The sequence below is a fragment of the Proteus mirabilis ATCC 29906 genome (assembly GCF_000160755.1).
Taxonomy (GTDB): Bacteria; Pseudomonadota; Gammaproteobacteria; order Enterobacterales; family Enterobacteriaceae; genus Proteus; species Proteus mirabilis.
On the sequence record NZ_GG668576.1, the window covers coordinates 63,443 to 89,740 of the forward strand.

A 26,298-nucleotide genomic window follows, 5' to 3' on the forward strand; every position below is an offset into this window, starting at 1 on the left:
TAGTGAGAAAATCGTCTCATACTATTATTTCGCTATTTTTCTCAGTAGTTATATTTAGTTACCAGTAACATAAGGATTCATTAAGATATTTAACTGCTTTTATATAAAAATATTCTTAATATCATGTAATCTAAGTTTTTATTTAAAATCTATTTGATACTAGCTTTGAAAAATATAAATAAATGGAATGCAAGGAGGTTTAGATAAAAAATCTTTTATAAGGTAAATAAAAGCTAGATTTTTATCTATTAAATAAGATAAAAAAATAAATGCCTTATTAAATGTGATTAAATTCACATTTAATGGTTTACTTATTGCAATAAATGTAACATGTTGTGACAATGATCGCTCTAGTTGACATAAAATTACGATAGCATACAGATCATAAAATTTTGTATCATTCTGACATACTAAGGTAATAGTAACAGATTAAAAATCTCACCCAAATGCTAAGTGCAAAATCTCTTCTCATCGGCGCAGTTATATAAACGCTAGATGCGCTAATTTTAGAATAGATTTTCTCATTAAGGATTAATGACTAGAAGGTAAGTTATTTATAATTTGCTTAAGCATTTTATTGCTCAAAAAAGTAAATAACAATGTGGTGAGATGACTACCTAGCATTATTGATGCTAAAAAAATAGCGATTTGGCTTAAGTTTATACAATTTAAGCGAGCGTTACTTTTAGCTAAATATAAAAATAGTACTTTGTTTAACTTATTGAATATAAATAAATTTAAATAGTTATTAACCAGGTTGAATTTAAAATGAAACTAAAAAGAATGGTGTTGTTTATGTTTTCCCCTTGTTTTTTAGCTGTGAGCGCTGCTAATGCTGGGAATTGGGAAAATACAATTAAAGAAAGCTCATTTATTTCTGATTCTGAACTTGAGCTGACTACCATTAATATGTGGAAATACCTAAAAACAGAAAACCGTTTTGATAAACAAGAGCAACGTTATAGAAAACAAGTTGCTAATGCTTGGGGTCAAAACTTCCAAGCTGATTTCAGATCTGGCTATTTAGGTGGCATTCTTGGATTCGATGTTTCTTATTATGGCGGTATTAAATTAGGAGCAAGTAAAGACTTCGCTTCTCGTGCCATATTATATAATGATGATGGTGAAGCAAAAGGCTATAACAAAATTGGTCAACGTTTTGCAAAAGTGAGATTCGATTTAGATCCTGTTTTAATTAATGGTAAAGCGGGTTGGTTTACCTTGAAGAATACAGGTATTTTTACTAACTCACAGCGCTTATCATTAAACAGTTATAACGGTTATTACACTAATACGGCGATGGGTGATTGGAGTTTAGATTTGCTGTATCTCGACGGAAAAGTTATGCGTCGTGATAGCCCAAATATCGATAGAATGTATTTCAGTGATGGTAATGGTGTTAGACATAATATTGACCATGTTATTACTGGGGGAGTTAACTATAATTCCAAACCATTAAAAGTCTATTATTTCTATGGTCAGGCGGATGATGTATTCCGTCAACACGGTTTAGAAACAAAATATAAGTTAACATCAGACGTTACTCTAGGTGGTGTTGTTTATTACCACGATTATGGCAGTGAAGGAAAACGCACATTAACCAATGCCAATGCAGGTAAACGTAACTTTGATAAGGATGCATGGCACTTTGCTGGTACTATGGAATGGCGTATTCCTGAATCAGCGTGGACCATTCGTACGGGTGTGACTTATACCGATGCGAAAAAAGCCAATGGTGTTGGTCAATTTGCGCGTAACCCAATTGGGAATACTCGTGGACGCTTTAACTCACCAGCTTATGCAGATATTGACTATGTGCGTGATGGTGAAGTGATGGGTGCATTAGAAGCTGCATACAAAGTTAACAATGAGTTGTCTGTTGGTGCACGAACTAACTATAGTGAATTTAGTTACTCCGGCGAAAGATTAAAACAAGGGCAGTTTGGCTTATTTAGCTACTGGAAGCCAACGGCTAATCTTTCTATTTCGTTAAGTGGCGGTATTGGTTGGCACCATCAACAAGAAAATGATTACACCACACCAAAACTGTATGATGGTCACTCACGACGTGCTCACTCATTATCAGGCTCTATGACAACGACATATCGTTTTAAAATGTAATTGTTTATAGGGTAAGGGATAACAGAATTCATCCCTGTATAGGTGCATGGCTTGCCTGATGGTAAGCCATGTACAAAAATAGATAAAGCTGGCATCCAAGCCTTTAATCTAACAAAACGCCTTCAATTAATTTATTTTGTTAAAATTTCATCACTAGGCATTTATTTTTGGGCCTATCTTGCCTAGACTGTTATTCCTCCTCTATGTGAAAATAATCCTCCATAATTTAGCTACTAATTACATTTTCTTTTATTAAAATGTAAAGTTATATCGTTTTTAGTAGCAAACAAGTTAAAAGACTTGATAAAATAAAAAAAAGCCTTATTTATAAGATAGTTTTTGCAATGTGGTAATTAGATAAAATAGGAACAGTATCAATATGATGAGGATTGCCTTATTCCTGTTAACAAACTTAGCTGTCATGTTTGTGTTCGGGATCATCTTATCTTTAACAGGTATTCAAGGCCGCAGTGTTCAGGGTTTAATGATCATGGCTGGCCTATTTGGTTTTGGTGGTGCATTTGTTTCTTTACTTATGTCAAAATGGATGGCATTACGATCCGTTGGTGGTCAAGTGATTGAAAATCCAACCTCTGAAGTAGAACGTTGGTTACTTGATACTGTAAGACGTCAGTCTGAGCAAGTGGGGATTAAAATGCCTCAAGTTGCAATCTACGATGCACCAGATATTAATGCGTTTGCAACAGGAGCTCGTCGTGATGCTTCGCTGGTGGCGGTGAGTACCGGATTATTAGCCAGTATGAGCCGTGACGAAGCGGAAGCTGTTATTGCACACGAAATTAGCCATGTTGCCAACGGTGATATGGTAACGATGACCTTGTTACAAGGTGTTGTGAATACTTTCGTGATCTTTATCTCCCGTATCATTGCTCAATTTGTGGCGAATTTTATTTCGAGCGATGAAGAGAGTGAAAACAGTAACGGAAACCCATGGGTATACATGGGCGTTTCTATGGTGCTTGAAATTGTCTTTGGCATTTTGGCAAGTATCATTACGATGTGGTTCTCTCGCTACCGTGAATTCCATGCGGATGCAGGCTCTGCAAAACTGGTTGGCCGTGAGAAGATGATAGCGGCATTACAACGCTTAAAAACCAGCTATGAGCCACAAGAAGAGAGCAGTATGATGGCTTTCTGTATTAATGGCCGTAATAAGTCATTTAGTGAATTATTTTTATCACACCCGCCATTAGATAAGCGTATTGAAGCACTACGTAGTGGCGAATATCTCAAGTAAAAGAAACTATTAGCGATAAATAATTTTTAATTATCAGTTTACAAATGCCAGAGACAGAAATGTTTCTGGCATTTTTGTTGGTGATCCATTAGCTTTAATTAATTCCTACAATCGCTTTTCGTTTTATTTAACAGACCGTTCTGGTTCAGCCAAATATCCTCATCTCTTAATATTTTTATAGGTATTAAGTTAAGCCTCAGAGCTAGTGATGCATGATCATCATATCTATTGATAGATAAAAGGCAGTTAAATTAATATCAAAATAAAAAAGCCAGTTTAAAATTAAACTGGCTTTAAGAGATTTAACTTAATTGTTAATGTGGTTTACTTCACATTAAGTTCAGCTTCTTCTTCCTGATTAAAGATCTCTTTATCTGTTTGGCGCATCATTTGGCTAGTAATAGTACCTGCGGTCATAGAGCCACTAACATTTAATGCAGTACGACCCATATCGATAAGAGGCTCCACAGAAATCAGTAGGGCAACCAGTGTTACAGGTAATCCCATTGCTGGTAAAACGATCAGGGCTGCAAAGGTTGCACCACCACCGACACCCGCAACACCTGCTGAGCTAATGGTTACGATACCCACCAAAGTGGCAATCCAAAGAGGATCGAAAGGATTAATACCGACTGTTGGTGCCACCATAACGGCTAACATAGCAGGATAAATACCGGCACAACCATTCTGACCAATTGTCGCACCAAAAGACGATGAGAAACTGGCAATCGATTCAGGAACACCAATGCGACGAGTTTGTGTTTCGATATTTAATGGAATACTGGCTGCACTCGAACGACTTGTAAATGCAAATGCTAATAATGGTCCTGCTTTTTTGAAGAATTTAATTGGGCTTAAGCCAGTAAATCCAACTAATAAACCATGAACGACAAACATTAAGCCCAGCGCAACATAAGAGGCAACAACGAAGCTACCGAGTTGAATAATGTCATGCAGATTGGAGCTTGCCACAACTTTAGTCATCAGTGCCATTACACCGTAAGGTGTTAATGCCATAACGATACGGACTAACTTCATGATCCACGCTTGTAAGCTATCAATCGCTGCTAATACTTTTTCACCGCGAGGTTTATCTTCTTTAAGCAGTTTTATTGCAGCCATTCCTAGGAATACCGCAAAGATAACTACACTAATAATCGAGGTTGAGCTTGCACCCGTTAAATCGGCAAATGGATTTTTAGGAATAAAAGATAAAATTAATTGAGGTACAGTTAAGTCAGACACTTTACCTATATAATTATGTTGAATAGCGGCTAAACGCTGCGCTTCCTGTTCCCCTTGAACAAGACCTTCCGCTGTTAAACCAAAGATATTGGCTATAACAATACCAATAAGAGCAGCAATTGCCGTTGTAAATAGAAGTGTACCAATGGTTAGTGCACTAATTTTTCCCAATGATGATGCTTGGTGTAAACGTGATACTGCACTTAAAATAGAAGCAAATACCAATGGCATAATAATCATTTGTAACAGTTGCACGTAACCGTTACCAACGATGTTAAACCAAAGGATAGATTCTTTAATAATAGGATCGTGTGCGTCATAGAATGCATGTAACGCCAGCCCAAACACCACCCCAAAGACCAAACCGACAAGAACTTTCTTTGACAGGCTCCACTGACGTTGGCTTAATTTAGCCAAGATGAGTAATAGCACAACAAAGACGAGTACGTTAATAATTAACGGAAAATTCATCTTAACTCTCCAACGAGATTTTTATATATAAATTTGGCGATTGTATGCGATATGAGTTCTTAGGTAATAAGAAAGGATATAACAGCATCAACTCGCTATATGGTAACAGTATTGTTAATAACTTTTTATAATCAATTATTCTTTTATATAGTCGTTTAGTTATAAAAACAAGGAAGATTGGTATAAAAAAGACTAATTAACTATAAATAGATAGAGGAAAGTAGAGAACTGTCAAGGAGAGTTAAAAAGGTGTACGTTTATCGTGGTACATTTGTAACCAGTGATTTATTTGTGTGGGAAGAGAAAAAGTTAGGTGTGGGGGCAGAAATAGTGCACCAACTAAGATGATGACAGAAATAAATCGTTCTCCTTTTTTGCTATTTTTTTTCGCTAAAATCGGTAAGGCAAAACGCATTTTTAGTGGCCATAAAAAAGGTACACCTGATGGTGTTAGCATATCTGCCAGTAGGTGACTTAAGTAACCTAGCAAAAGGGCGTGAAAAAAATCAGCCGAAATCGTGATATAAGGCGCAACTTGTGTTTCCCATAAAATGGCTAAACCACAAAAGGCGAGTAGGCTATGTGTGAAGCCACGATGACCACAGAGTTTTGATAGCGGTAATGAGATTATCCGAAAGAGGCGTCCTAATATAGAGCCTGGATGATCTAAATCTGGTAGTAGTGAACCTAATAAGACAGCAGGGATCATGTGAAACCAATCACCTTGAGCAAGAACGGGGGTTATTTCTAATTTCTGTGCTAAGACGAGTGTTGCAACAGAAAAAAGTAAATGTCCTTCGGCTGTCATTCCTTATCTATGCCTATATGCGGTTTTTACCGCTTGCTGTTCATTTATACAGTGCTTAAGTATAAAAGGTTTTTACAGCAACTAACAGACATAAAAGATAAAAATTGCCTTAATTATTAAGCAATAACAGAAATATTTTATTCGGATGTGTTAAAAATAACCAAATTTTAGATAAGGGATGAGAATTAATATAGAAAAAGGATATCGACAATAAATGATATCCTTCTATAAATTTTTATAGGCTATAACTAAAGTCGTTAGCCTAATAATTGAGATTTGGTTAATTCGTTGAGAGAGGCAATTTTAACATCGGCTAATCCCCAACATTTGTCATTAAACTGCTCCGCTGCAGGCACAACAATTGAGCGCATTCTTGCAGCTTTGCAAGCAATCATACCATTGCGTGAGTCCTCTAAAGAGACACAATTAATGGGTGCGACATTAAGTGCCTTAGCAGCATTGAGATAGACTTCTGGGTGAGGTTTACTGTGCGCTAAATCAGCTGCAGAGACAACAGCAGAGAAGTAATGACGAATATTAAATAACTCAAGTACACGCTCTAGCATAAAATGCGGTGATGCTGAGGCTAAGGCTATCTTTAAACCTAATGATTGACATAAAGATAGGGCATGTTCAACACCAGGGAGCAGCGGTTTTTTATCTTCAATAAGTTGTACAACGCGAGCAATCATTCTCTCTTTAGCTTCTTGTTGTGTTACGCCTTGCCAAGGTGATACTTGATACCAAAGTTCGATAACTTGATCTATTCTTAAGCCGACGGTGTCGGGCATGCTGTCAGCAAGTGATAAATCGACACCTAATTGTGCAAAGACCTCATGTTCTGCTTGTGCCCAAAACGGCTCTGAGTCGATTAGCAAACCATCCATATCAAAAATAGCGGCTTCGATGGGCAATTTAAAAGACATGTTTACTCTCCATAATAAGGTCTATGTTGATGAAAAATGATTGTAGCAAGAGTTGATTGGAAAATCTTTTTTAATCAGTTTCTTATTTCTTTTAAAAAATAAATAGAGAAAATTATAGCTATTAAATTATTGACATATTAGCCGTTAATTAGATTAGGATATTTAGGTGCATATTGCCGAATTCTATGAGTGAGGACAAAATGAGTTATCAACATGCAGGAATATATGCCATTGTAAAACGTGTTATTGGTTGGCTTATTTTTATTCCTGCCTTTATTTCAACGACAGTTTCGTTGATTGAGTTAGCTGCGATGCCAAGAGCAAATGGCGAGGGTGTTAATGCTGTAATTAATGATTTTTTTCGAGTATTAGCAGAAATGGTACAATTTAACACCCCGTGGCTAGACTTTTTTTGGCGTCATTCTCCAGTACCTAACACTCAAATAGGTTTTAGCCAACAGAATATTATCTTCTTTGTGATCTTCTTTTTAATGTTTATTGGCTTAGCACTGAGTGCATCAGGGTTAAGAATGTATCGCCAAGTGAAATATTTAAAGGAAAATATTCAAGATCAACTAATTATTGAACGAGCACTAAAAAGTGGTATTACAGCGCAAGAGCTAGAGCAGAATATAAAATTGCCAAGACATACACTATTTACTCAAGTCATGGTGCTGTATATTTCACCTATTATTGTGATCGCAATTGGTTATTTTCTGCTGAAATTTTTAGGCTGGTAGTTATCTATCACATTGACTTAATTAAAATAAACCTCGCAGGATAACATTTGGCGAGGTTTATTTTTATCTATCGGTAAATAAAATCAGATTGTTTTAGTGTGTGCCGAGCAAATCATCAATGATTTTTCTGGCTGCTAGGTAATCTTTTTCTTCACCGAATAAATGACAGCGATTAAGGAAATAGTAGAGTTGGTAGATAGGCTGGCGTGATAGGAATTTTTCAGATAAAGGCCAGATGCTTTGGTAACCATCAAAAATATTGGCTGGCACAGAAGAGCATAGCGGTAACATGGCAATATCACATTCGCGATCACCCCAATAACAAGCAGGATCGAACATCGTTCCTTCAGATTGACCTATAGCAGCACAATTTTTAGGCCATAAGTTGCCATGTAATAGTGAGGGTTGTGGATGATGATCGGCTAAACGGTGATTAATGATTTGAATGATTTCTTCTATATCACCGAAAACCATCCCTTTCTCTGAAGCGAGTTGCAACTGGATACCGATACGCTTTTCCGAATAGAAGTAATTCCAGCGCTTCTCCCAACCATTTGCTTGAGGTGTGGTATCTATATGGGTATCGAAATCAAAACCATAACGGGGTTGTTCTTCCCATTGATGCAATTTAGCTAACTGTTGACCAAAACAATACGCGCTGTGAGGTGTAAAAGGTTGCACAGGCAGAAATTCTAACAGTAAGAAGCTAGTATCTTTACTATTGCCAATGCCTAATACGCGAGGAATACGGATCGTTTGGCTTTTTGCCAACATTTCAAGCTGTTCTGCTTCATTTTTAAAGGTGGGCAAAAATTCCCGTAGGTTAGATTTTACAAAGACAGGGATCTCACCATATTGAATTTTCCAAGTGTGGTGTATATCACCGCTTGAAAGGTGGTGTTTTTCGCTGATCTTTGCTGAAAATCCTAAATTTGATTCAAGCAAACGACCAATATTCTGCCACATAGATTACACCTCGCAAAGTTGTTTACTTAGTAGACCCAAATAGTAACGAGCGATGTTTATACTATGACAATAACACTTTAATTAAATCAATACAGTATAAAACTAAAAAACGGGATGATTATCCCGTTTTTATAGTAATAAAGATTTTCATTAGGCATTGGCGGGTTTAGTTTGCCGTTTTATTTTTGCCAATTTAATCTGATTACAGAGTAATGCAATAATAAAGAACACCGCTTGCGTGAGTACAATAGAAGGGCCTGTGGCACCGTCAATATGAAAACTGATAAATGTACCAATAACACTCGATATAACAGAAAAAAGGATAGCGAGAGTGATCATTCGAGAGAAGCTTCGCGTTAATAGATAAGCGGTGATCCCCGGAGAAATCAGCATGGCGACCACTAAAATAATCCCAACGGCTTGCATCGAGGCGACAATCGTTAACGCCAAAATAGAGAGTAAGCCATAATGTAATAAAGCGACCGGGAGACCGACAATTCTTGCTTGATTAGGGTCGAAACAATACAACATAAAGTCTTTTTGTTTAACCAGCATAATAGTAATAGTAATTAAACAAATAGCACTAATCTGTATAAGCACATCTGGGGTGATACCTAAGATATTACCAAATAATATATGCATTAAATGTTGGTCAGTATCTACACTAGCGAAGATCACCAAACCGACAGCAAACATACCAGAAAAGACAATTCCCATTACCGTATCTTCTTTTATTCGGCTATGCTCTTTTAAATAACCTGTTGCAAATGAGCAAAATAGGCCCGAAAGAAAAGCCCCTATCGTTAAAGGAATTGCAGTGACATAAGCTAATACCACGCCAGGTAAAACAGCGTGAGAAATAGCATCTCCCATTAGTGACCAACCTTTTAACACCATATAGCAAGATAAAATAGCGCAGGCGATACCAATGATAACCGCGGCAATAATTGCACGTTGCATAAAAGGATATTGAAAAGGTTCAATGAAAAATTCCATTAATTCATTCATAGTTGCACCTCTTCTTGTTGAGTAACGTCTTTTGGATGCTGGGATTGTGAAATAAGTGCTTGTGAACTTTGACGTGCGCGGCGACGGGCTGCCAACATGCCATGTTTAGGCGCAAATAAGAAGGCTAATAAGAAAAGGGCGGTTTGCATTGTGACGATAACGCCCCCCGTAGCACCATTAAAGAAATAACTTAGATAAGCACCAACAGCACTGGTTACTGTACCAATACAAATAGCGATAATAGCGAGTCGTTTAAATTGGTCAGTGAGTAAATAAGCGGTAGCGCCAGGCGTAACCACCATAGCAATAACTAAGATAGCGCCGACCGTTTGTAGCGCAGCAACGGTACATGCACTGAGCAAGGTAAAGAAGATGATTTTTAGTTTTAAAGGGGATAAACCAATAGAGCGAGCATGTACTTCATCAAAAAATACAACTAATAAATCTTTCCACATACAAAATAGAATAAGAAAAGAGACACCAGTAATGATAACGACTTGCCAGACATCTTCGTCAGCAATGCCGAGAATATTCCCTAAAATAATGGTCTGAACGTTGACGGCAGTAGGGTTTAATGAAACCAGCAACAGACCAAAAGCAAAAAAAGTAGAAAAAATAAAGCCAATCACCGCATCTTCACGTAATCGTGTGATGTGACGAATAAAAGTCATTGATAAAGCAGCAAGTAGACCCGTAAAAAAAGCACCCACTGCGTACGGCAACCCTAAAATATAAGCACCGGCAACGCCGGGAACGACGGAGTGGGAGAGGGCATCTCCCATTAATGACCAACCTTTAAGAATAAGGTAAGAAGATAAAAAGGCACAGACAGCACCAACTAAGGCACTTACCCAGATAGCCTTTACCATATAGTTATACTCAAAAGGTTGTAGGAGTAATTCTAGCATGGCTAATCTCCTTGTTTACGCTTACTTTGATGAGCGGGAGTATGTTGTTCATGGTGACCATAGAAAACGGCAGCGCGTTCATCATCAGTAATAACGGTAAGTGAACGTGGATCGTCGTCGTCGTGAAGATCAGGGCCTGATAAGCTGATATGACGCAATACGCCACCAAAAGCATGCTCTAAATTCTTTTGGGTAAAGGTGGTTTCTGTTGGCCCGCTATCAAGCACTGTTCTATTAATTAAAATAACGTGATCACAAAACTCGGGTACACTACCTAAGTTATGAGTTGATACTAATACTAGGTGACCTTCTTTACGCAAGTTACGTAATAATTCAATAATGGCATTTTCTGTTTTTACGTCCACGCCAGTAAAAGGTTCATCTAATAACAGTACGGTGCCTTCTTGTGCCATTGCTCGTGCTAAGAATACCCGTTTTTTCTGCCCACCAGATAGCTCACCAATTTGGCGATGTCCAAGGCCTGATAAGCCGACACGCTCTAAACAAGCTTCAACCACTTCATGATCTTGTTTCGATGGAATACGAAAAAAACCCAATTTTTCCATAACGTCCCATCATCACCACATCAGAAACCAGTACAGGAAAGTTCCAGTCAACTTCCTCTGTTTGTGGCACATAAGCAATCATATTCTGTTTAAGTGCTTGCTGAATAGGTTGATTATTTAATGTTACGGTACCTTTTGAAGGTTTGACTAATCCCATAATGGTTTTAAAAAGTGTGGATTTACCACTACCGTTGATGCCCACTAGGGCACAAATTGTGCCACCAGTGATAGAGAAACTTGCATCATAAATAGCAGTGTGACCGTTGTTATAGGTTACCGTTGCATTATCAACAGTAAGAGTAGGATTTATTTTTTTATCATTCATTGTCCAAATCCTTTCGCAATGGTATCGACAGTAATATTAAGTAGATCAATATAAGTAGGGACTTCTCCACCCGGGGCAGAAAGTGAGTCTACATAAAGAACGCCACCATATTTTGCACCAGTCTCTTTACTCACTTGTTTAGCAGGTTTATCGGAAATCGTACTTTCACTAAACACGACAGGAATATGGTGTTCTCTTACGGTATCAATCACGTATTTTACTTGTTGAGGGGTGCCTTGCTCTTCTGCATTAATTGGCCATAAATACACTTCTTTAAAACCATAATCATTGGTTAAATAGCTAAAGGCACCTTCACTCGTTACTAACCAGCGTTTTTCTTCAGGAATACGCGCTAATCTTGCTCTTAATGGTGCATCAAGTTGTTTAATTTGTTCAGCGTAACGCGCGGCATTTTGGTTATAAATTGCGGCATTATCTGGATCGTGTTCAACGAGCGCTTTACGAATATTTTCGATATAAATTAATGCATTATTAGGCGACATCCATGCATGTGGGTTTGGGTTGTTTTTGTAAGCTCCTTCACGAATAGGCATAGGGGTAATACCTTCAGTGACAACGACCGCAGGCACATTACGTAATTCATTGAAAAAACGTTCGAACCAACGCTCAAGATTTAACCCATTCCATAAAATAAGATCAGCTTTTTGCGCTTTGACAATATCTTTTGGCGTTGGTTGATAATCATGAATTTCTGCACCGGGTTTGGTGATAGATTCAACAACGGCAGCATCGCCAGCAACATTTTGTGCGATATCTTGGATAATAGTAAAAGTCGTGACAACTTTTAGCTTATCTTTTGCCTGTGCAGGGGTTATAAAGAAGATTGAGGCAACTAAGCATAATGCCGTAAGCGAAATTTTATTTACAGAGCGGAACATATCCATATTATATAGCCTTATAATTTTCGTGGAATTCTCTAACTGATAATGATTATCAATATCATTTCAAAAAAGTCAAGTTATCTCTGTGTGAAAATGAAAATAGCTATTTGATAACAGCTGATACTAAGATAACAGCATGTATTTCAATAAATGTTAAGTAAATTGTCGTCTTTCTTTATAAAAATTAACAATCGATGGTAACTATTGGTGTGAAAGGTTGTTTAATACTCACAATTGATGAAATTTACAGCCAAATCATGGCTTACTGCTGGTTAAGGTATCTGTTTTTATGAGAGAAGCTTATCCTTAGTCCATTTTTTTAATGGACAGCGTTAGGTTTGTGTTTTTTAATAATCTCCTATAAAGCATAGGGCGAAATGATGAGGATAACGTGTGAAGACCAACATAATATTTCCTTTGGCAATTTTACTGCTGGCAGGGTGTGCAGATCCCAATCACCAAACGGCGAAAAAAGAGACACCGCGATTTTTAAATAGCCAGCCTGTAGAGCACAGAGTTAATAATGCCTCAATTTCTACTGCTCAATGGAAAAACACCCCTTTTGATGAGCATATTAAACAAGCTTCAGCCCGTTATGGTGTTGATGAAACCTTAATTAAAGCCATTATTCAGGTAGAATCTAATTTTAGGCCAGAAGTGATAAGTAAATCGAATGCGGTTGGATTAATGCAAATAAAGGCATCCACAGCGGGGAGAGATATTTATCAAAATAGAGGAAAAGCAGGGCAACCAACCACCGCTCAGCTAAAAGATCCGGCTACTAATATTGATTTAGGAACTGCTTATATTCAATTATTAAGAGAGCGCCATTTATCTGGGATCTCCAATCCTGAAACACTCTATTACGCGACTATTTTGGCTTATGTGAATGGGGCGGGTGCATTACTCAGAACTTTTGATAAAAATAGAGATGCGGCGATTGCCAAAATTAATGCCATGAGCGCGGATGATTTTTATCGTTACGTTGAAAAAAATCATCCTGCATCTCAAGCACCACGCTATTTAGCGAAGGTCAAAGCAGCCTATCATTTAGCGGATAACTTTTCTGATAAGCTGGCAGCAGCCGCTGATTGAGCTTGTTGTAATAAAGCGGGGAGATCAGCAATGATTTCAAGTACACCATTAATCATAAACTGAACTCCCATGCAAATTAATAAAAATCCCATAACACGAGAAATGGCATCAATACCACTGTGACCGAGATAGCGCATAATACCGGTTGAACCGCGCAGTGAAAGCCAAACAATCAGGCTAATTAAAAAGAAAGTGGTAATAGGTGCTACGTATAATACCCACTGCGCAATATCTGTACGTGAAGGAATTGATGCTGCTGTACTGATGATCATCGCAATTGTTCCCGGCCCTGCGGTACTTGGCATGGCTAAGGGCACAAAAGCAATATTGGGCGCCTGAGGATTTCGATGCGGATTTTTTTCTTCTGAAAGCGGATCGTCCACATTGGGAGTATGGGGAAATAACATACTAAAACCAATAAAAGCAACGATCATCCCCCCAGCAATACGAAGGCCTGGAATAGAGATACCAAAGGTCGTCATTATTACACGACCCGCATAAAAAGCGATGGTCATAATAATAAAAATATAGACACATGCCATAAAGGATTGTTGATTACGCTGTTCCTTGGTCATATTCCCCGACAGACCAAGCCAAAGCGCGACCGTGGTGAGTGGGTTAGTCAGCGGTAGAAGTAAAATAAGACCAAGACCGATAGCCTGAAAAAACTGGTAAACAGAGTACATAGAGTGTAAAGGCTCCTAACAACAGGTAATTAAGGCTACCGATCATAGCAAATAAATAGTAATAATAGTGTTGATATCAAGAAATATTTTTATATTTATAAGAAGGTTATAGGTATTTTTTCATTAACCACTCAAGATGTGTTTTCACCGCTTGCCAATCATAATCGGTAATACTATAGATACAGGTATCTCTGCGTTGACCGTTGGTGGTTAAACGATGATTACGTAATATGCCATCGAGTTTTGCACCTAAACGCTCAATTGCTCTACGACTGGTTTGATTTAAGATATGAGTGCGGAATTCAACAGCAATACATTGCAGATCTTCTAATGCATATTTAAGTAATAGATATTTAGCCTCGGTATTAATACCCGTTCTTTGTACCTCTTTTGCATACCATGTTGAACCAATCTCTACTCGAGGTGTATGGTTATCTACGTTCATATAGGTCGTCACTCCCACCACACGCTCACGGCGTTTATCAATAACGGCAAAAGGAAGCATTACTCCTTGTTTTTGTAATTGTCTTTTATGCTCAATATCTTGTTTTAATGTAGTGACAGAAGGAACTGTGGTAAACCAAAGTTCATCAGGCCTATCTTTAGCAATCAGTTCACGTAATGGTGATGCATGCTCCATGCTTAATGGTACTAAACGTACTAAATTACCTTCTAAGGTAGTCCAGTCTGTTATCTTTCTCATAGGCGATTCTCTAAGTCGGTGTATTAAATAGTTTCAAGGCAAGAATACTTTTTATACATAACAAATTTATTAATTGGTACGCTTATTTTAACGGTGATTAAAAATAGCTTAAGAATTTGTTTTTGTATAAAGAGAAAAGTAACGTCATGAGTGTTTAACAACAGAGAATGACAGCTTAGCAACAGGGCAGGATACCGATGTCATGCTAATCTATACTTATTCGATAATCTTAATGAAGACATAGCAATAAAATAATAGGTAGCAATATGACAGACACCACCAACACCATCGAATGGGATGACTTTTTACGGGTAGAAATGCGGGTTGGCACAATTATAAGTGCTGAAATAAATAAAAAAGCGAAGAAACCCGCTTATGTAATGGAAGTCAGCTTGGGAGAGCTGGGGACTAAACGCTCTAGTGCGCAAATCACCGTGAATTATACTCCTGAAGAGCTAATTGGTCGCCGAGTTTTATGTGTTTGCAATTTTCCTATTAAGCGGATTGCAGGGATCAAGTCTGAGGTGTTGATTACCGGGGCTGCTGATGAAAACGGTGCTATCGTTCTCGCAGAATTTAATTTACCTGTGCCTGATGGGGCTCGTTTAGCATGATCTATAGCTAATTGTCCTTTTCTTTTAACGCTCACAGCGATTTTGTTGTAGTATTTATTTCACTGTGAGCGTTAATGTGTAAGGGGATGTTTTGTTATTACCTGAATTACATTTGCGATGTTATACACAAGATACAGTATCACATCAGCATGAGAATATCTGGCAGATCATCTTTGGCTTAACCGGAACGATGGAAGTTAATTTCAATCGGCAAGATTTTCTTATTTCTCAACAAAACTATTTAATTATCCCACCTACCATCGATCATGCTTTTGCCGGTCATCTCAATAATAAAAATCTTATTTTAGAACTTCCTGTCACATCACAGTGGCGACTGAATGAAAGAGGGGGAATGTTTGCCTTATCACCCGCAGCAATAGGATTATTAGCGTGGGTACATCAATACCCTCAAGCGCCAGAACATCATTCCACTCTCGCACGTCTGCTATTAGCCCAAATGAAAGTACAACCAAGCTGGGGGGATAAATTAGATCTCTGGCTAGAAGATAAACTGCATATGCCATTAACAGCTTCTGATATTGCTGGTGCATTAAACATATCAATCAGTACGCTACAGCGCAAAGTAAAAGCGGAATTAGGCATATCTATTATGCAGTATGTGATGCAAAAGCGACTCGCTAAATCCGCAGAGTTGCTCAAATACACATCATTAACGATTGAAAATATTGCTTTAGCGGTAGGGTATGATTCACATTCGGCTTTTAGCCAAGCTTTTCGTCAATACTTTCATAAAACCCCCAGTGAATATCGACAGTAAACGACTTACTGATGTGGTTGTTTTTCTTTTTTGGGGGCTAGCGAATAAGTACGAGGCAATAATTTATCAAATACTAAGGTAAATAAGTAAGTGTAAATAAAAAAGAAAATTAATATGGTCACCTCCATACTGATTGCTTTTGTAAAGCCAACACTATACCACCACATATATAATGGGATAGTAAAAAAAAATAGACCTAATTCAAAGCTAATAGCATGAGTTAACCGTACTACGACGGTTCGCTTTACAAGTTTTAATTTTAATTCAATAAATTCAAAAAAAGAGTTAAATAGATAATTCCAAATCAGCGCAATAACTGATACAGCGATGGCGACGGGAAGAGAGTTGTTTGAGCCACTTTGGCTTAAAAATGCTAATAATAAGGTGCTTAATAAAATAGCCAATAGTTCAAAGGTAATGGCATAAACTAATTTGCGTAGGCGAGGGGCTAGATAAAACACAAGCTGTACCTTTAATGTTAAATAAAGTCACTGGTCCGCCCCAGAAAAGTAGTATTTTAAAGCCACGGTTTCCGCTTGATGATGATAATAATGAAAATAGATAAAAATATCTATTCTATTTGTTCGTTAAAAAATTAATTATAGCCTATCGTGTATTTTCTATTTTGTATCATATTAGTCATCAGTGACTGTCATTATGATAAGTGAATATGACGGTAGGGAGTAAGCATATTCACATAATTAAAAGGATATATAATTTTTCTTCGCTATGATAACATCACACCTGAGTTATAGCAGTATGCCAAAGCACTTTTATTATCCTAAACACTTTGGTGTACATAACTTGCAGAGTGAAGCAAGTAACTGCTAATAACGTATTAAATTTTAAAGTAAAATTAAGAATGCATGTGATCTTGCGTATGGGTCACCACTGTAACTAAGGATTTTAAATGCCAATTATTACTCTTCCTGACGGGAGCCAACGTCAATTTGAAAATGCAGTCTCTGTCATGGATGTCGCTGCAGATATCGGTCCTGGACTTGCCAAAGCCTGCATTGCAGGGCGCGTTAATGGTGAGCTGGTGGACGCTTGCGAATTAATCGAGCAAGATTCACAACTGGCGATTATTACCGCAAAAGACGATGAAGGTCTTGAAATTATTCGTCACTCTTGTGCCCACTTATTAGGACACGCAATTAAACAGTTATGGCCACAAACCAAAATGGCGATTGGTCCTGTTATCGAAAATGGTTTCTACTATGATGTGGATTTAGATCATTCTCTGACGCAGGAAGATTTAGAAACGTTAGAAAAACGTATGCTAGAGTTGGCGAAAACAGATTACGATGTCATTAAAAAACGCGTAACTTGGGCACAAGCACGGGAAACTTTTGTTGCTCGTGGTGAAGATTATAAAGTCGCTATCCTTGATGAAAATATCAGTCAAGATGCACACCCAGCACTTTATCATCATCAAGAATATATTGATATGTGCCGTGGCCCCCATGTGCCAAACATGCGTTTCTGCCATCACTTTAAATTACAGAAAATCGCAGGTGCATACTGGCGCGGTAATAGCGATAACAAAATGCTACAACGCATTTACGGTACCGCTTGGGCTGATAAGAAACAGTTAAAAGCTTATTTAGAACGTTTAGAAGAAGCCGCTAAACGTGATCACCGTAAAATAGGTAAACAACTTGATTTATATCATATGCAGGAAGAAGCGCCGGGTATGGCTTTCTGGCATAATGATGGTTGGACTATTTTCCGTGAGTTAGAAACATTTGTACGTTGCAAATTAAAAGAATATGATTATCAGGAAGTAAAAGGTCCATTTATGATGGATCGTGTTCTTTGGGAAAAAACAGGTCACTGGGAAAACTACAAAGAGAATATGTTCACTACTTCTTCGGAAAACCGTGAATATTGTATCAAACCTATGAACTGCCCAGGCCACGTGCAGATTTTTAAACAAGGTCTACGTTCTTACCGTGATTTACCATTACGTATGGCTGAATTTGGTAGCTGTCATCGTAATGAACCCTCTGGTGCATTACACGGTTTAATGCGTGTTCGTGGCTTTACACAAGATGACGCACATATCTTCTGTACAGAAGAACAAATTTTAAGTGAAGTAAATAACTGCATCAAATTGATTTATGATGTATATTCTACTTTCGGATTTGAAAAAATCGTTGTTAAGCTGTCTACTCGTCCAGAAAAACGCATCGGTGAAGATGCTTTATGGGATATTGCAGAAACAGACTTAGCAAAAGCCTTGACTGATAACAATATTGAATTTGAATATCAGCCGGGTGAAGGGGCGTTTTATGGCCCTAAAATTGAATTTACACTTTACGACTGTTTAGATCGTGCATGGCAGTGTGGTACAGTACAGCTGGACTTCTCATTGCCAGGTCGATTAGGCGCTTCTTATGTTGCTGAAAATAATGAGCGTAAAGTACCTGTTATGCTTCACCGAGCGGTGTTAGGATCATTAGAACGTTTTATCGGTATTCTAACTGAAGAATACGCAGGATTCTTCCCGACTTGGTTAGCACCACAGCAGGTTGTCGTGATGAATATCACGGATGGACAGGCTGATTATGTACAAAAACTCGTCAAAGAATTGCAAGATGCCGGAATTCGTGCAAAAGCAGACTTGAGAAATGAGAAGATTGGCTTTAAAATTCGTGAACATACTTTACGTCGTGTTCCGTACATGCTTGTTTGCGGTGATAAAGAAGTCGAATCAGGCAAAGTAGCGGTTCGTACTCGTCGAGGTAAAGACCTTGGCAGTATCGACGTTAACGATTTTAAAGAAAAACTTCTGCAAGAAATCAGAAGCAGAAGTCTTCATCAGTTGGAGGAATAAGGTATTAAAGGCGGAAAAAGAATTCAATCAACGCGTCAGAATCGTATCAATGGTGAGATTCGCGCTCATGAAGTTCGTTTAACAGGTTTAGACGGCGAACAGATTGGAGTTGTTAGTCTGAAAGAGGCTCTTGAGAAAGCCGAGGAAGCAGGTGCTGATTTAGTTGAAATCAGTCCTAATGCCGAGCCGCCAGTTTGTCGTATTATGGACTACGGCAAATTCCTCTATGAGAAAAGTAAGACTCTCAAAGAACAGAAAAAGAAACAAAAGGTTATTCAGGTCAAGGAAGTTAAATTCCGTCCTGGTACAGATGAAGGCGACTATCAGGTCAAACTACGCAACCTGATTCGTTTTCTTGAAGATGGCGATAAAGCCAAAGTCACACTACGTTTTCGTGGTCGTGAAATGGCACACCAACAAATCGGTATGGAAATGCTTAATCGCATCCGTGAAGATTTGGATGAACTGGCTTCTGTTGAATCTTTCCCTAATAAGATTGAAGGTCGTCAGATGATCATGGTGCTAGCGCCGAAGAAGAAATAGTTAGGCAATTCAAGTAATAGCGTCAGTCTTTATTGACTGACTGCTATTCGCCTTATTATTTTATGTTATTAACAATGCGAAGTGGATTATAGAAATGCCAAAGATTAAAACAGTACGCGGTGCAGCTAAACGCTTTAAAAAGACTGCAGGTGGTGGTTTTAAGCGTAAGCACGCTAACCTCCGTCACATTCTGACTAAAAAATCAACTAAGCGTAAACGTCATTTACGTCCAAAAGGTATGATCTCTAAAGGAGATTTAGGCCTGGTCGTAGCTTGCCTACCATACGCATAAGTATCAGTTTTTTTAACAGAATTATAGACATTAGGAGTGTTATATGGCTCGCGCTAAACGTGGTGTTATCGCCCGTGCTCGTCACAAGAAAATTTTAAAGCAAGCTAAAGGTTATTACGGTGCACGTTCTCGTGTATATCGTGTAGCTTTCCAGGCTGTTATCAAAGCTGGTCAATATGCGTACCGTGACCGTCGTCAGAAAAAACGTCAGTTCCGTCAGCTGTGGATTGCGCGTATCAACGCAGCAGCTCGTCAGAACGGCATGTCTTACAGCCGTTTCATCAATGGATTAAGAAAAGCATCTATTGAAATCGACCGTAAGATCCTGGCGGATATCGCTGTATTCGACAAAGCTGCATTTGCTGCTTTAGTTGAAAAAGCGAAAGGTGCTCTGGCTTAATTAAGTCAATGGAAGAGGGAGTTAACTCCCTCTTTTATTTTGTCTAAATTTGTGGCTTAATGGTAAAATTCAATAAGTTACATATAATGAGAATGTCTCAATGTTAAATATCGCTTTTTTCCGCTTCTTTTTTTACTTTAGCGCCTAATTTTGGGGGCTTTTGCGCGTAAGAAAAGAAACGAAAAGTAGCGCCGGAGCCTCCATTTTGGAGGCTTTTTTGTTTTCAGTACTCAAACTTGAGTTCAGAAATCAAAAGGGCAATTTTTTAATCGTCATCATTGATAACAACTAATAGACCTCATCAGGTCAAAGGAAGAGGAAACGATGCCACATCTCGCTGAACTCGTTGCTCAAGCTAAAGCAGCTATCGAAGAGGCACAGGATGTTGCTGCGCTGGATTCGGTTCGTGTTGAATACTTGGGGAAAAAAGGTCATTTAACGCTCCAGATGTCCACGCTGCGCGACTTACCCGCTGAAGAGCGTCCAGCTGCTGGAGCGGTCATTAATCAGGCAAAACAAGAGGTTCAGCAAGCACTGAACGCTCGTAAAGAACAAATGGAATCAGCGCTATTAAACGAACGTTTAGCGGCTGAGAAAATTGATGTCTCTTTGCCTGGACGTCGTATTGAAAATGGTGGTCTGCACCCTGTTACTCGCACAATTGAACGTATTGAAACTTTCTTTGGCGAATTAGGGTTCTCTGTGGAATCAGGCCCTGAAATTGAAGATGACTATCATAACTTTGATGCGTTAAATATTCCTGCTCATCACCCTGCAAGAGCTGATCATGACACTTTCTGGTTTGATGCTAAACGTTTATTGCGTACTCAAACCTCTGGTGTACAAATTCGCACTATGCAAAATAAACAGCCACCGATCCGCATTATTGCACCTGGCCGTGTTTATCGTAATGACTATGACCAAACTCATACTCCAATGTTCCATCAAGTTGAAGGCTTAATTGTTGATAAAGACATTAGCTTCACTAATTTAAAAGGAACACTGCACGATTTTCTGAAAAACTTCTTTGAAGAAGATATGGAAATTCGCTTCCGCCCATCCTATTTTCCATTTACAGAGCCTTCAGCTGAAGTTGATGTAATGGGTAAAAATGGCAAATGGTTAGAAGTCTTGGGCTGTGGTATGGTGCATCCAAATGTGTTGCGTAATGTAGGTATCGATCCTGAAGTTTATTCTGGTTTTGCTTTCGGGATGGGTATGGAACGCTTAACTATGTTACGTTACGGTGTCACCGATTTACGTTCATTCTTCGAAAATGATCTTCGTTTCCTCAAACAGTTTAAATAAGGTGGGATTATCTCATGAAATTCAGTGAACTTTGGTTACGTGAGTGGGTAAACCCAGCAATTAGTAGCGAAGAGCTTTCTGAACAGCTAACCATGGCTGGCCTTGAAGTTGATGGTGTAGAGCCTGTTGCCGGTGATTTTCACGGTGTTGTTGTGGGTGAAGTGGTTGAATGTGGACAACACCCAAATGCAGATAAACTACGAGTGACAAAAGTCAATGTCGGTGGTGAGCGTTTATTGGACATCGTGTGTGGTGCGCCAAATTGTCGCCAAGGCTTAAAAGTTGCTGTAGCAACGGTTGGGGCGGTATTACCGGGTAACTTTAAAATTAAAGCAGCCAAACTACGTGGTGAGCCTTCAGAAGGTATGCTGTGCTCTTTTTCTGAATTAGCTATCTCAGAAAACCATGAAGGCATTATCGAATTACCTGCTGATGCACCTATCGGTACCGATATTCGCGAATACTTAAAATTAAATGATAATGCGATTGAAATCAGCATTACACCAAACCGAGCAGATTGCTTAGGTATTATGGGTGTTGCTCGCGATATCGCTGTCATTAATAAAATGACATGCCAAATCCCTGATATGTCACCAATTGCAGCCACTTCTTCAGCGACATTTCCTGTGCGAGTTGAAGCACCACAAGCTTGTCCTCGCTATTTAGGTCGTGTTTTCACTAATGTGAATGTGAAAGCGAACACACCATTATGGATGCAAGAAAAATTACGTCGTGGTGGTATTCGCTCTATCGATCCAATCGTTGATATCACTAACTTTGTCTTACTTGAAATGGGACAACCATTACATGCGTTTGATCTTGACCATGTCGATGGGGCTGTGGTTGTTCGTATGGGCAAAGAGGGTGAAAAACTAACTTTACTTGATGGTAATGAAATCACCTTAAAAGATGATGTACTGGTTATTGCTGATGAAAAACAAGCATTAGGAATGGCAGGTATTTTCGGTGGTGAATCTTCTGGTGTTAATGAAGCAACTAAAAACGTATTTTTAGAGTGCGCATTCTTCTCTCCATTAGCGATCACCGGCCGTGCACGTCGTTATGGTTTACATACCGATGCATCTCATCGTTTTGAGCGTGGTGTTGATTCAGCGCTGCAATATCAGGCCATTGAGCGAGCAACGAAATTATTACTCGAAATTTGTGGTGGTGAAGTGGGGGAAATTATTGATGTCACCAATGACAGCTATTTACCCCATGTCGCTCCTATCAAATTAACACGTGCAAAACTAGACCGTTTATTAGGTCATGTTATTGATGATGAACAAGTTGTTGATTCGTTAACACGTTTAGGTTTTGGCGTCACCGTTGAAAATGACGGGTGGTTAGCCACTGTACCTTCATGGCGTTTTGATGTTGAAATTGAAGAAGACTTAATTGAAGAAGTTGCACGTATTTACGGGTATAACAATATTCCAGATGTACCTTTACGTGCCGATCTGATTATGACAGACCACCGTGAAGCGGATCTGCCATTAAAACGTGTAAAAACCATGCTGGTTGATAATGGATTCCAAGAAGCTATCACTTATAGCTTTGTTGATCCGAAGATCCAAAGCTTACTACATCCTAATGAAGAAGCGTTGATCTTACCTAACCCAATTTCTGCCGATATGTCAGCCATGCGTTTGTCATTGTTGACCGGATTATTAACCACAGTGGTTTACAATCAGAACCGTCAACAGGCTAGAGTTAGGTTATTTGAAGCAGGTCTGCGTTTTGTTCCTGATAATCAAGCAGAATATGGAATACGTCAGGAACTTATGCTAGCTGGTGTGATCGCGGGCAACCGTTATGAAGAACATTGGACTTTAGAGAAGCAAACTGTTGATTTCTTTGATTTGAAAGGTAATATTGAATCAATTCTGGAATTGACAGGCCAGTTAGATGAAATTACATTTAAACCAGCCAATCATTCAGCGCTCCATCCGGGACAAAGTGCTGAGATTTATCTGAGAAATGAATATATTGGCTGTATTGGTGTTGTTCACCCAGAGCTTGAACGTAAACTTGATTTAAACGGCCGTACGGTAGTATTCGAAATACGTTGGGACGCAATCGCAAACCGCAATTTACCGCAAGCGAAAGCTGTTTCACGTTTCCCTTCGAATCGTAGAGATATCGCTGTAGTTGTTCCAAATGATGTGGCTGCAGAAGATATTTTAGCTGAATGTAAGAAAGTTGGCGGAAATCAAATAGTTGGCATAAACTTATTTGACGTGTATTGTGGTAAGGGAGTAGCGGAGGGTTATAAGAGCCTCGCTATTAGCTTAATCTTGCAGGATATCGAGCATACTCTGGAAGAAGATGAGATTGCTGCCACAGTCAATACCTGTGTTGCAGCATTGAAACAGCGATTCCAAGCATCCTTGAGGGACTAGACCTATGGCGCTTACAAAAGCTGAAATGGCAGAAAATCTGTTTGAAAAACTTGGCGTTAGCAAACGCGATGCAAAAGACCTTGTAGAAGCCTTTTTTGAGGAAGTGCGTCGTTCTCTGGAAAATGGAGAACAGGTGAAGCTGTCTGGATTCGGAAACTTTGACCTACGTGATAAAAATCAGCGCCCAGGTCGTAACCCGAAAACAGGGGAAGATATTCCTATTACAGCCCGCCGTGTTGTAACTTTCCGCCCGGGACAAAAGTTAAAAAGCCGGGTTGAAAATGCGACACCAAAAGAGTAATACTTAAACACCAAAACGGCTTTCTATTGAAAGCCGTTTTTTTTTCGACTTACTTCTACGATTTACTCCTTCTATTTTTCTTTTGCTTATCTGTGATAGCGCCTAATAGTCATTTTATTGTTTAAATAAGATGTGCTTGAGGGGAATAATCATTGGTTTAAAATTAATCATACTGGAAGGTTTATTTCCTTAGGATAGAAAATTATATTTTCTTCATTGAAAGGGACTGTGTTATGTTGCCCTACATTTATTAGCAATATATTTATAAAAATAGCGTAATTTATGGGCTATTTACTAAACAATATGAATAATCAATATGATGATCCGCTTAATCAATTACGACACAAACAGCAAATTAGTGATAAGCTAAAACTCACTTTGCTGGTGTTAGTTTTATTTGTTCTTATTGTTATCTCACTTTCAGCCGGTGAAATTTGGTTATTCCCCAATAAATGGCTCACTGAAGAAGCTAGTTTATTTATTTGGCAAATTAGGCTTCCAAGAATATTGGCTGTGATGATGGTTGGCGCAAGCTTAGCGATTGCTGGTGCCATTATGCAGGCAATCTTTGAAAATCCGTTAGCAGAGCCGGGACTTTTAGGTGTAAGCAGTGGTGCGGGTGTTTGTGTTGTGTTACTGATTGTTTTCCAATTAGGAACTGCATACTGGTTAATAAGCAGTGCCGCGATATTAGGGGCTTTGGGGATCACCTGCTTATTAATGTTTTTCTCACAAATAAAAAAACTATCTAATGCTCAATTATTATTAATAGGCGTAGCATTAGGGGTATTAGCAAGTGCTGTTATGACTTGGCTGGTCTATTTTAGCTCTGCGTTAGATTTAAGACAATTAATGTACTGGCTTATGGGGAGCTTTAGTGGCATTGACTGGCGTCACCAAATATTATTTTGGGCATTACTTCCAATCATCACACTTCTTATTTGGCAAGCCGATATTTTAAATTACCTTTCTCTGGGGAGTTTTGAAGCCAAAAAACTCGGCATTTCTGTGATTATATGGCGTAATTGGTTTATTTTAACCGTTGGTTTATTAATTGGTTTTAGCGTTGCTCTAGCCGGCGCAATTAGTTTTGTCGGGTTGATTGTACCGCATTTATTACGATTGTCTGGTATCACACATTATAAAACCTTGTTACCGGGCTGTGCTTTAACGGGAGCGAGTTTACTGATATTCGCTGATTTAATATCAAGGCTGATGTTAAATGGCGCAGAAGTCCCTATTGGCGTGATAACTGCCACCTTAGGCGCACCTCTTTTTATTTGGTTATTAGCCACTAAACAGATGGAGCGCTTATAATATGGCACAATTAAAACTATATAAATTAGCTGTCAATAAAAGACTATATGGTATTACTGAACAAGTTAATGATGGCGAACGCATTCATTTAATTGGCGCGAATGGGGCGGGTAAAAGTACGTTGTTAATGGCCATTGCTGGTGAAGTTTCATACGTTGGAAATATATTTTTAAACGAAACTTCAATGAGGGATTATAAAATTGCCGAACTTTCTAGAATACAAAGCGTTGTTAGACAACAATCGTTAGCTTTGCCATTTATGCCAGTGTTTCATTATCTTTCTTTATCCTATCAGTTATCAAAAATGGATATTCAAGAATTGAATGCACTATTAAGCGATTTTCAAATCAATAAATTATTGTCAAAAAATATTCATCATTTATCTGGTGGGGAATGGCAACGCGTTCGGATTGTTGCCACTTTTATACAATTATGGTCAAGCGATGATTTAACAGGAAAATTAATGATGCTTGATGAGCCGACAAATAATTTAGATATTGTACAACTTACTTTATTGGATAAATGGCTAGATAAATTTTGTCTACAAGGTGGCAGTATTATTATGAGTACTCATGATTTGAATCATTCTTATCTAAAAGCAGATAAGTTATGGTTTATGTTAGAGGGAAAAATAATCAACTCTGGTGACTCAGCACTTTTGTTGGATGAAAATTTATTATCTACTACATTTAATACTAAGATTAGATGTAATAGATCAGCAAATAGTGTAATTTGGCAAGTAATAGAGTGATGTTATTGAGTCAGAGTCTGCGCAT

At 38.4% G+C, this 26,298-nt stretch carries 26 protein-coding genes, 1 pseudogene and 1 other annotated feature; of the genes and pseudogenes, 16 read left to right on the forward strand and 11 right to left on the reverse strand.

Annotation, left to right across the window (positions count from 1 at the left end; translation table 11 throughout):
- The first annotated feature begins 768 nt into the window (after positions 1 to 768).
- Positions 769 to 2,121 carry an OprD family outer membrane porin gene (locus HMPREF0693_RS00335; protein ID WP_004242576.1) on the forward strand — a complete coding sequence of 451 codons (1,353 nt, stop codon included), beginning with the start codon at positions 769 to 771 and terminating at the stop codon, positions 2,119 to 2,121.
- A 379-nt stretch (positions 2,122 to 2,500) separates the two neighbouring features.
- Entirely contained in the window at positions 2,501 to 3,379 is an 879-nt protein-coding gene (gene htpX, locus HMPREF0693_RS00340; protein WP_004242578.1) for a protease HtpX, read from the forward strand.
- A 324-nt stretch (positions 3,380 to 3,703) separates the two neighbouring features.
- Here the strand turns inward: htpX and HMPREF0693_RS00345 are convergent, their stop codons facing one another.
- The 3 genes from HMPREF0693_RS00345 to hxpB all read right to left on the reverse strand — a co-directional run bounded on the left by HMPREF0693_RS00345 (position 3,704) and on the right by hxpB (position 6,829).
- Positions 3,704 to 5,095 carry an L-cystine transporter gene (locus tag HMPREF0693_RS00345; protein ID WP_004242579.1) on the reverse strand — a complete coding sequence of 464 codons (1,392 nt, stop codon included), beginning with the start codon at positions 5,093 to 5,095 and terminating at the stop codon, positions 3,704 to 3,706.
- Positions 5,096 to 5,336: 241 nt separating this feature from the next.
- On the reverse strand, positions 5,337 to 5,903 hold the full coding sequence (locus HMPREF0693_RS00350) for a metal-dependent hydrolase (RefSeq protein ID WP_004242580.1): 567 nt from the start codon (positions 5,901 to 5,903) through the stop codon (positions 5,337 to 5,339).
- Between the two features lie 257 nt (positions 5,904 to 6,160).
- Entirely contained in the window at positions 6,161 to 6,829 is a 669-nt protein-coding gene (gene hxpB, locus HMPREF0693_RS00355) for a hexitol phosphatase HxpB (RefSeq protein ID WP_004242581.1), read from the reverse strand.
- A 185-nt stretch (positions 6,830 to 7,014) separates the two neighbouring features.
- Here hxpB and HMPREF0693_RS00360 point away from each other — a divergent pair, with 185 nt between their 5' ends.
- Positions 7,015 to 7,569 carry a YniB family protein gene (locus HMPREF0693_RS00360; RefSeq protein WP_004242582.1) on the forward strand — a complete coding sequence of 185 codons (555 nt, stop codon included), beginning with the start codon at positions 7,015 to 7,017 and terminating at the stop codon, positions 7,567 to 7,569.
- A gap of 93 nt (positions 7,570 to 7,662) precedes the next feature.
- Here HMPREF0693_RS00360 and HMPREF0693_RS00365 read toward each other — a convergent pair whose 3' ends face one another.
- The 5 genes and pseudogenes from HMPREF0693_RS00365 to HMPREF0693_RS00385 all read right to left on the reverse strand — a co-directional run bounded on the left by HMPREF0693_RS00365 (position 7,663) and on the right by HMPREF0693_RS00385 (position 12,247).
- The gene (locus HMPREF0693_RS00365) at positions 7,663 to 8,535 is read right to left on the reverse strand and encodes a fructosamine kinase family protein (protein WP_004242583.1); all 873 of its coding nucleotides are present in this window, start codon (positions 8,533 to 8,535) and stop codon (positions 7,663 to 7,665) included.
- Between the two features lie 150 nt (positions 8,536 to 8,685).
- Positions 8,686 to 9,543, reverse strand: a complete 858-nt coding sequence (locus HMPREF0693_RS00370) for a metal ABC transporter permease (RefSeq protein WP_004242584.1) — start codon at positions 9,541 to 9,543, stop codon at positions 8,686 to 8,688.
- Positions 9,540 to 10,451: a metal ABC transporter permease gene (locus tag HMPREF0693_RS00375; protein ID WP_004242585.1), complete on the reverse strand. Its 912-nt coding sequence runs from the start codon at positions 10,449 to 10,451 to the stop codon at positions 9,540 to 9,542. Before HMPREF0693_RS00375 ends, HMPREF0693_RS00370 begins: the two co-directional genes overlap by 4 nt.
- Before the next feature lie 2 nt (positions 10,452 to 10,453).
- Positions 10,454 to 11,342, reverse strand: a pseudogene (locus HMPREF0693_RS00380) (manganese/iron ABC transporter ATP-binding protein).
- On the reverse strand, positions 11,339 to 12,247 hold the full coding sequence (locus HMPREF0693_RS00385; RefSeq protein WP_004242594.1) for a metal ABC transporter substrate-binding protein: 909 nt from the start codon (positions 12,245 to 12,247) through the stop codon (positions 11,339 to 11,341). The pseudogene HMPREF0693_RS00380 and the gene HMPREF0693_RS00385 overlap by 4 nt, the downstream one beginning before the upstream one ends.
- Positions 12,248 to 12,637: 390 nt before the next feature.
- Here HMPREF0693_RS00385 and HMPREF0693_RS00390 point away from each other — a divergent pair, with 390 nt between their 5' ends.
- Positions 12,638 to 13,339, forward strand: coding sequence for a transglycosylase SLT domain-containing protein (locus HMPREF0693_RS00390; protein WP_004242595.1), 702 nt, complete (start codon positions 12,638 to 12,640; stop codon positions 13,337 to 13,339).
- On the opposite strand, the gene HMPREF0693_RS00395 is transcribed toward HMPREF0693_RS00390, so the two are convergent.
- Positions 13,291 to 14,025, reverse strand: coding sequence for a MarC family NAAT transporter (locus tag HMPREF0693_RS00395; RefSeq protein ID WP_004242597.1), 735 nt, complete (start codon positions 14,023 to 14,025; stop codon positions 13,291 to 13,293). The genes HMPREF0693_RS00390 and HMPREF0693_RS00395 overlap by 49 nt on opposite strands.
- 106 nt (positions 14,026 to 14,131) lie before the next feature.
- Positions 14,132 to 14,728: a GNAT family N-acetyltransferase gene (locus tag HMPREF0693_RS00400; protein WP_004242600.1), complete on the reverse strand. Its 597-nt coding sequence runs from the start codon at positions 14,726 to 14,728 to the stop codon at positions 14,132 to 14,134.
- A 266-nt stretch (positions 14,729 to 14,994) separates the two neighbouring features.
- Here HMPREF0693_RS00400 and HMPREF0693_RS00405 point away from each other — a divergent pair, with 266 nt between their 5' ends.
- Positions 14,995 to 15,342, forward strand: coding sequence for a tRNA-binding protein (locus tag HMPREF0693_RS00405; RefSeq protein ID WP_004242601.1), 348 nt, complete (start codon positions 14,995 to 14,997; stop codon positions 15,340 to 15,342).
- 91 nt (positions 15,343 to 15,433) lie between these two features.
- Positions 15,434 to 16,120 (forward strand): helix-turn-helix transcriptional regulator, encoded by a 687-nt coding sequence (locus HMPREF0693_RS00410; protein WP_012367831.1) that lies wholly within the window; start codon positions 15,434 to 15,436, stop codon positions 16,118 to 16,120.
- Between the two features lie 5 nt (positions 16,121 to 16,125).
- On the opposite strand, the gene HMPREF0693_RS00415 is transcribed toward HMPREF0693_RS00410, so the two are convergent.
- A complete protein-coding gene (locus HMPREF0693_RS00415; protein WP_004242604.1) occupies positions 16,126 to 16,581 on the reverse strand; it encodes a PACE efflux transporter in 456 nt (151 codons plus the stop codon).
- Between the two features lie 449 nt (positions 16,582 to 17,030).
- On the opposite strand from HMPREF0693_RS00415, the gene thrS reads away from it, so the two are divergent.
- From thrS to HMPREF0693_RS00460, 10 genes are all read left to right on the forward strand, one after another.
- Positions 17,031 to 18,959, forward strand: coding sequence for a threonine--tRNA ligase (thrS, locus tag HMPREF0693_RS00420; RefSeq protein WP_004242605.1), 1,929 nt, complete (start codon positions 17,031 to 17,033; stop codon positions 18,957 to 18,959).
- 3 nt (positions 18,960 to 18,962) lie between these two features.
- Complete coding sequence (infC, locus tag HMPREF0693_RS18390; RefSeq protein WP_012367833.1) at positions 18,963 to 19,502, forward strand: translation initiation factor IF-3; 540 nt, start codon at positions 18,963 to 18,965, stop codon at positions 19,500 to 19,502.
- A gap of 94 nt (positions 19,503 to 19,596) precedes the next feature.
- Positions 19,597 to 19,794 carry a 50S ribosomal protein L35 gene (rpmI, locus tag HMPREF0693_RS00430; RefSeq protein ID WP_004242608.1) on the forward strand — a complete coding sequence of 66 codons (198 nt, stop codon included), beginning with the start codon at positions 19,597 to 19,599 and terminating at the stop codon, positions 19,792 to 19,794.
- A gap of 43 nt (positions 19,795 to 19,837) precedes the next feature.
- The gene (gene rplT, locus HMPREF0693_RS00435; protein ID WP_004242609.1) at positions 19,838 to 20,194 is read left to right on the forward strand and encodes a 50S ribosomal protein L20; all 357 of its coding nucleotides are present in this window, start codon (positions 19,838 to 19,840) and stop codon (positions 20,192 to 20,194) included.
- A 99-nt stretch (positions 20,195 to 20,293) separates the two neighbouring features.
- Positions 20,294 to 20,416 (forward strand) — a sequence feature (Phe leader region).
- Complete coding sequence (pheM, locus tag HMPREF0693_RS19770; RefSeq protein WP_120655563.1) at positions 20,295 to 20,342, forward strand: pheST operon leader peptide PheM; 48 nt, start codon at positions 20,295 to 20,297, stop codon at positions 20,340 to 20,342. Its footprint overlaps the feature before it by 48 nt.
- A 102-nt stretch (positions 20,417 to 20,518) precedes the next feature.
- Entirely contained in the window at positions 20,519 to 21,502 is a 984-nt protein-coding gene (gene pheS, locus HMPREF0693_RS00440; protein WP_004242610.1) for a phenylalanine--tRNA ligase subunit alpha, read from the forward strand.
- Positions 21,503 to 21,516: 14 nt separating this feature from the next.
- Positions 21,517 to 23,904 carry a phenylalanine--tRNA ligase subunit beta gene (gene pheT, locus HMPREF0693_RS00445; protein WP_004242611.1) on the forward strand — a complete coding sequence of 796 codons (2,388 nt, stop codon included), beginning with the start codon at positions 21,517 to 21,519 and terminating at the stop codon, positions 23,902 to 23,904.
- Between the two features lie 4 nt (positions 23,905 to 23,908).
- Positions 23,909 to 24,205 (forward strand): integration host factor subunit alpha, encoded by a 297-nt coding sequence (ihfA, locus tag HMPREF0693_RS00450; protein ID WP_004242612.1) that lies wholly within the window; start codon positions 23,909 to 23,911, stop codon positions 24,203 to 24,205.
- 282 nt (positions 24,206 to 24,487) lie between these two features.
- Entirely contained in the window at positions 24,488 to 25,522 is a 1,035-nt protein-coding gene (gene btuC / locus HMPREF0693_RS00455; protein ID WP_004242613.1) for a vitamin B12 ABC transporter permease BtuC, read from the forward strand.
- Position 25,523: 1 nt separating this feature from the next.
- Positions 25,524 to 26,273 carry a vitamin B12 ABC transporter ATP-binding protein BtuD gene (locus HMPREF0693_RS00460; RefSeq protein ID WP_004242614.1) on the forward strand — a complete coding sequence of 250 codons (750 nt, stop codon included), beginning with the start codon at positions 25,524 to 25,526 and terminating at the stop codon, positions 26,271 to 26,273.
- Positions 26,274 to 26,298 lie beyond the last annotated feature (25 nt).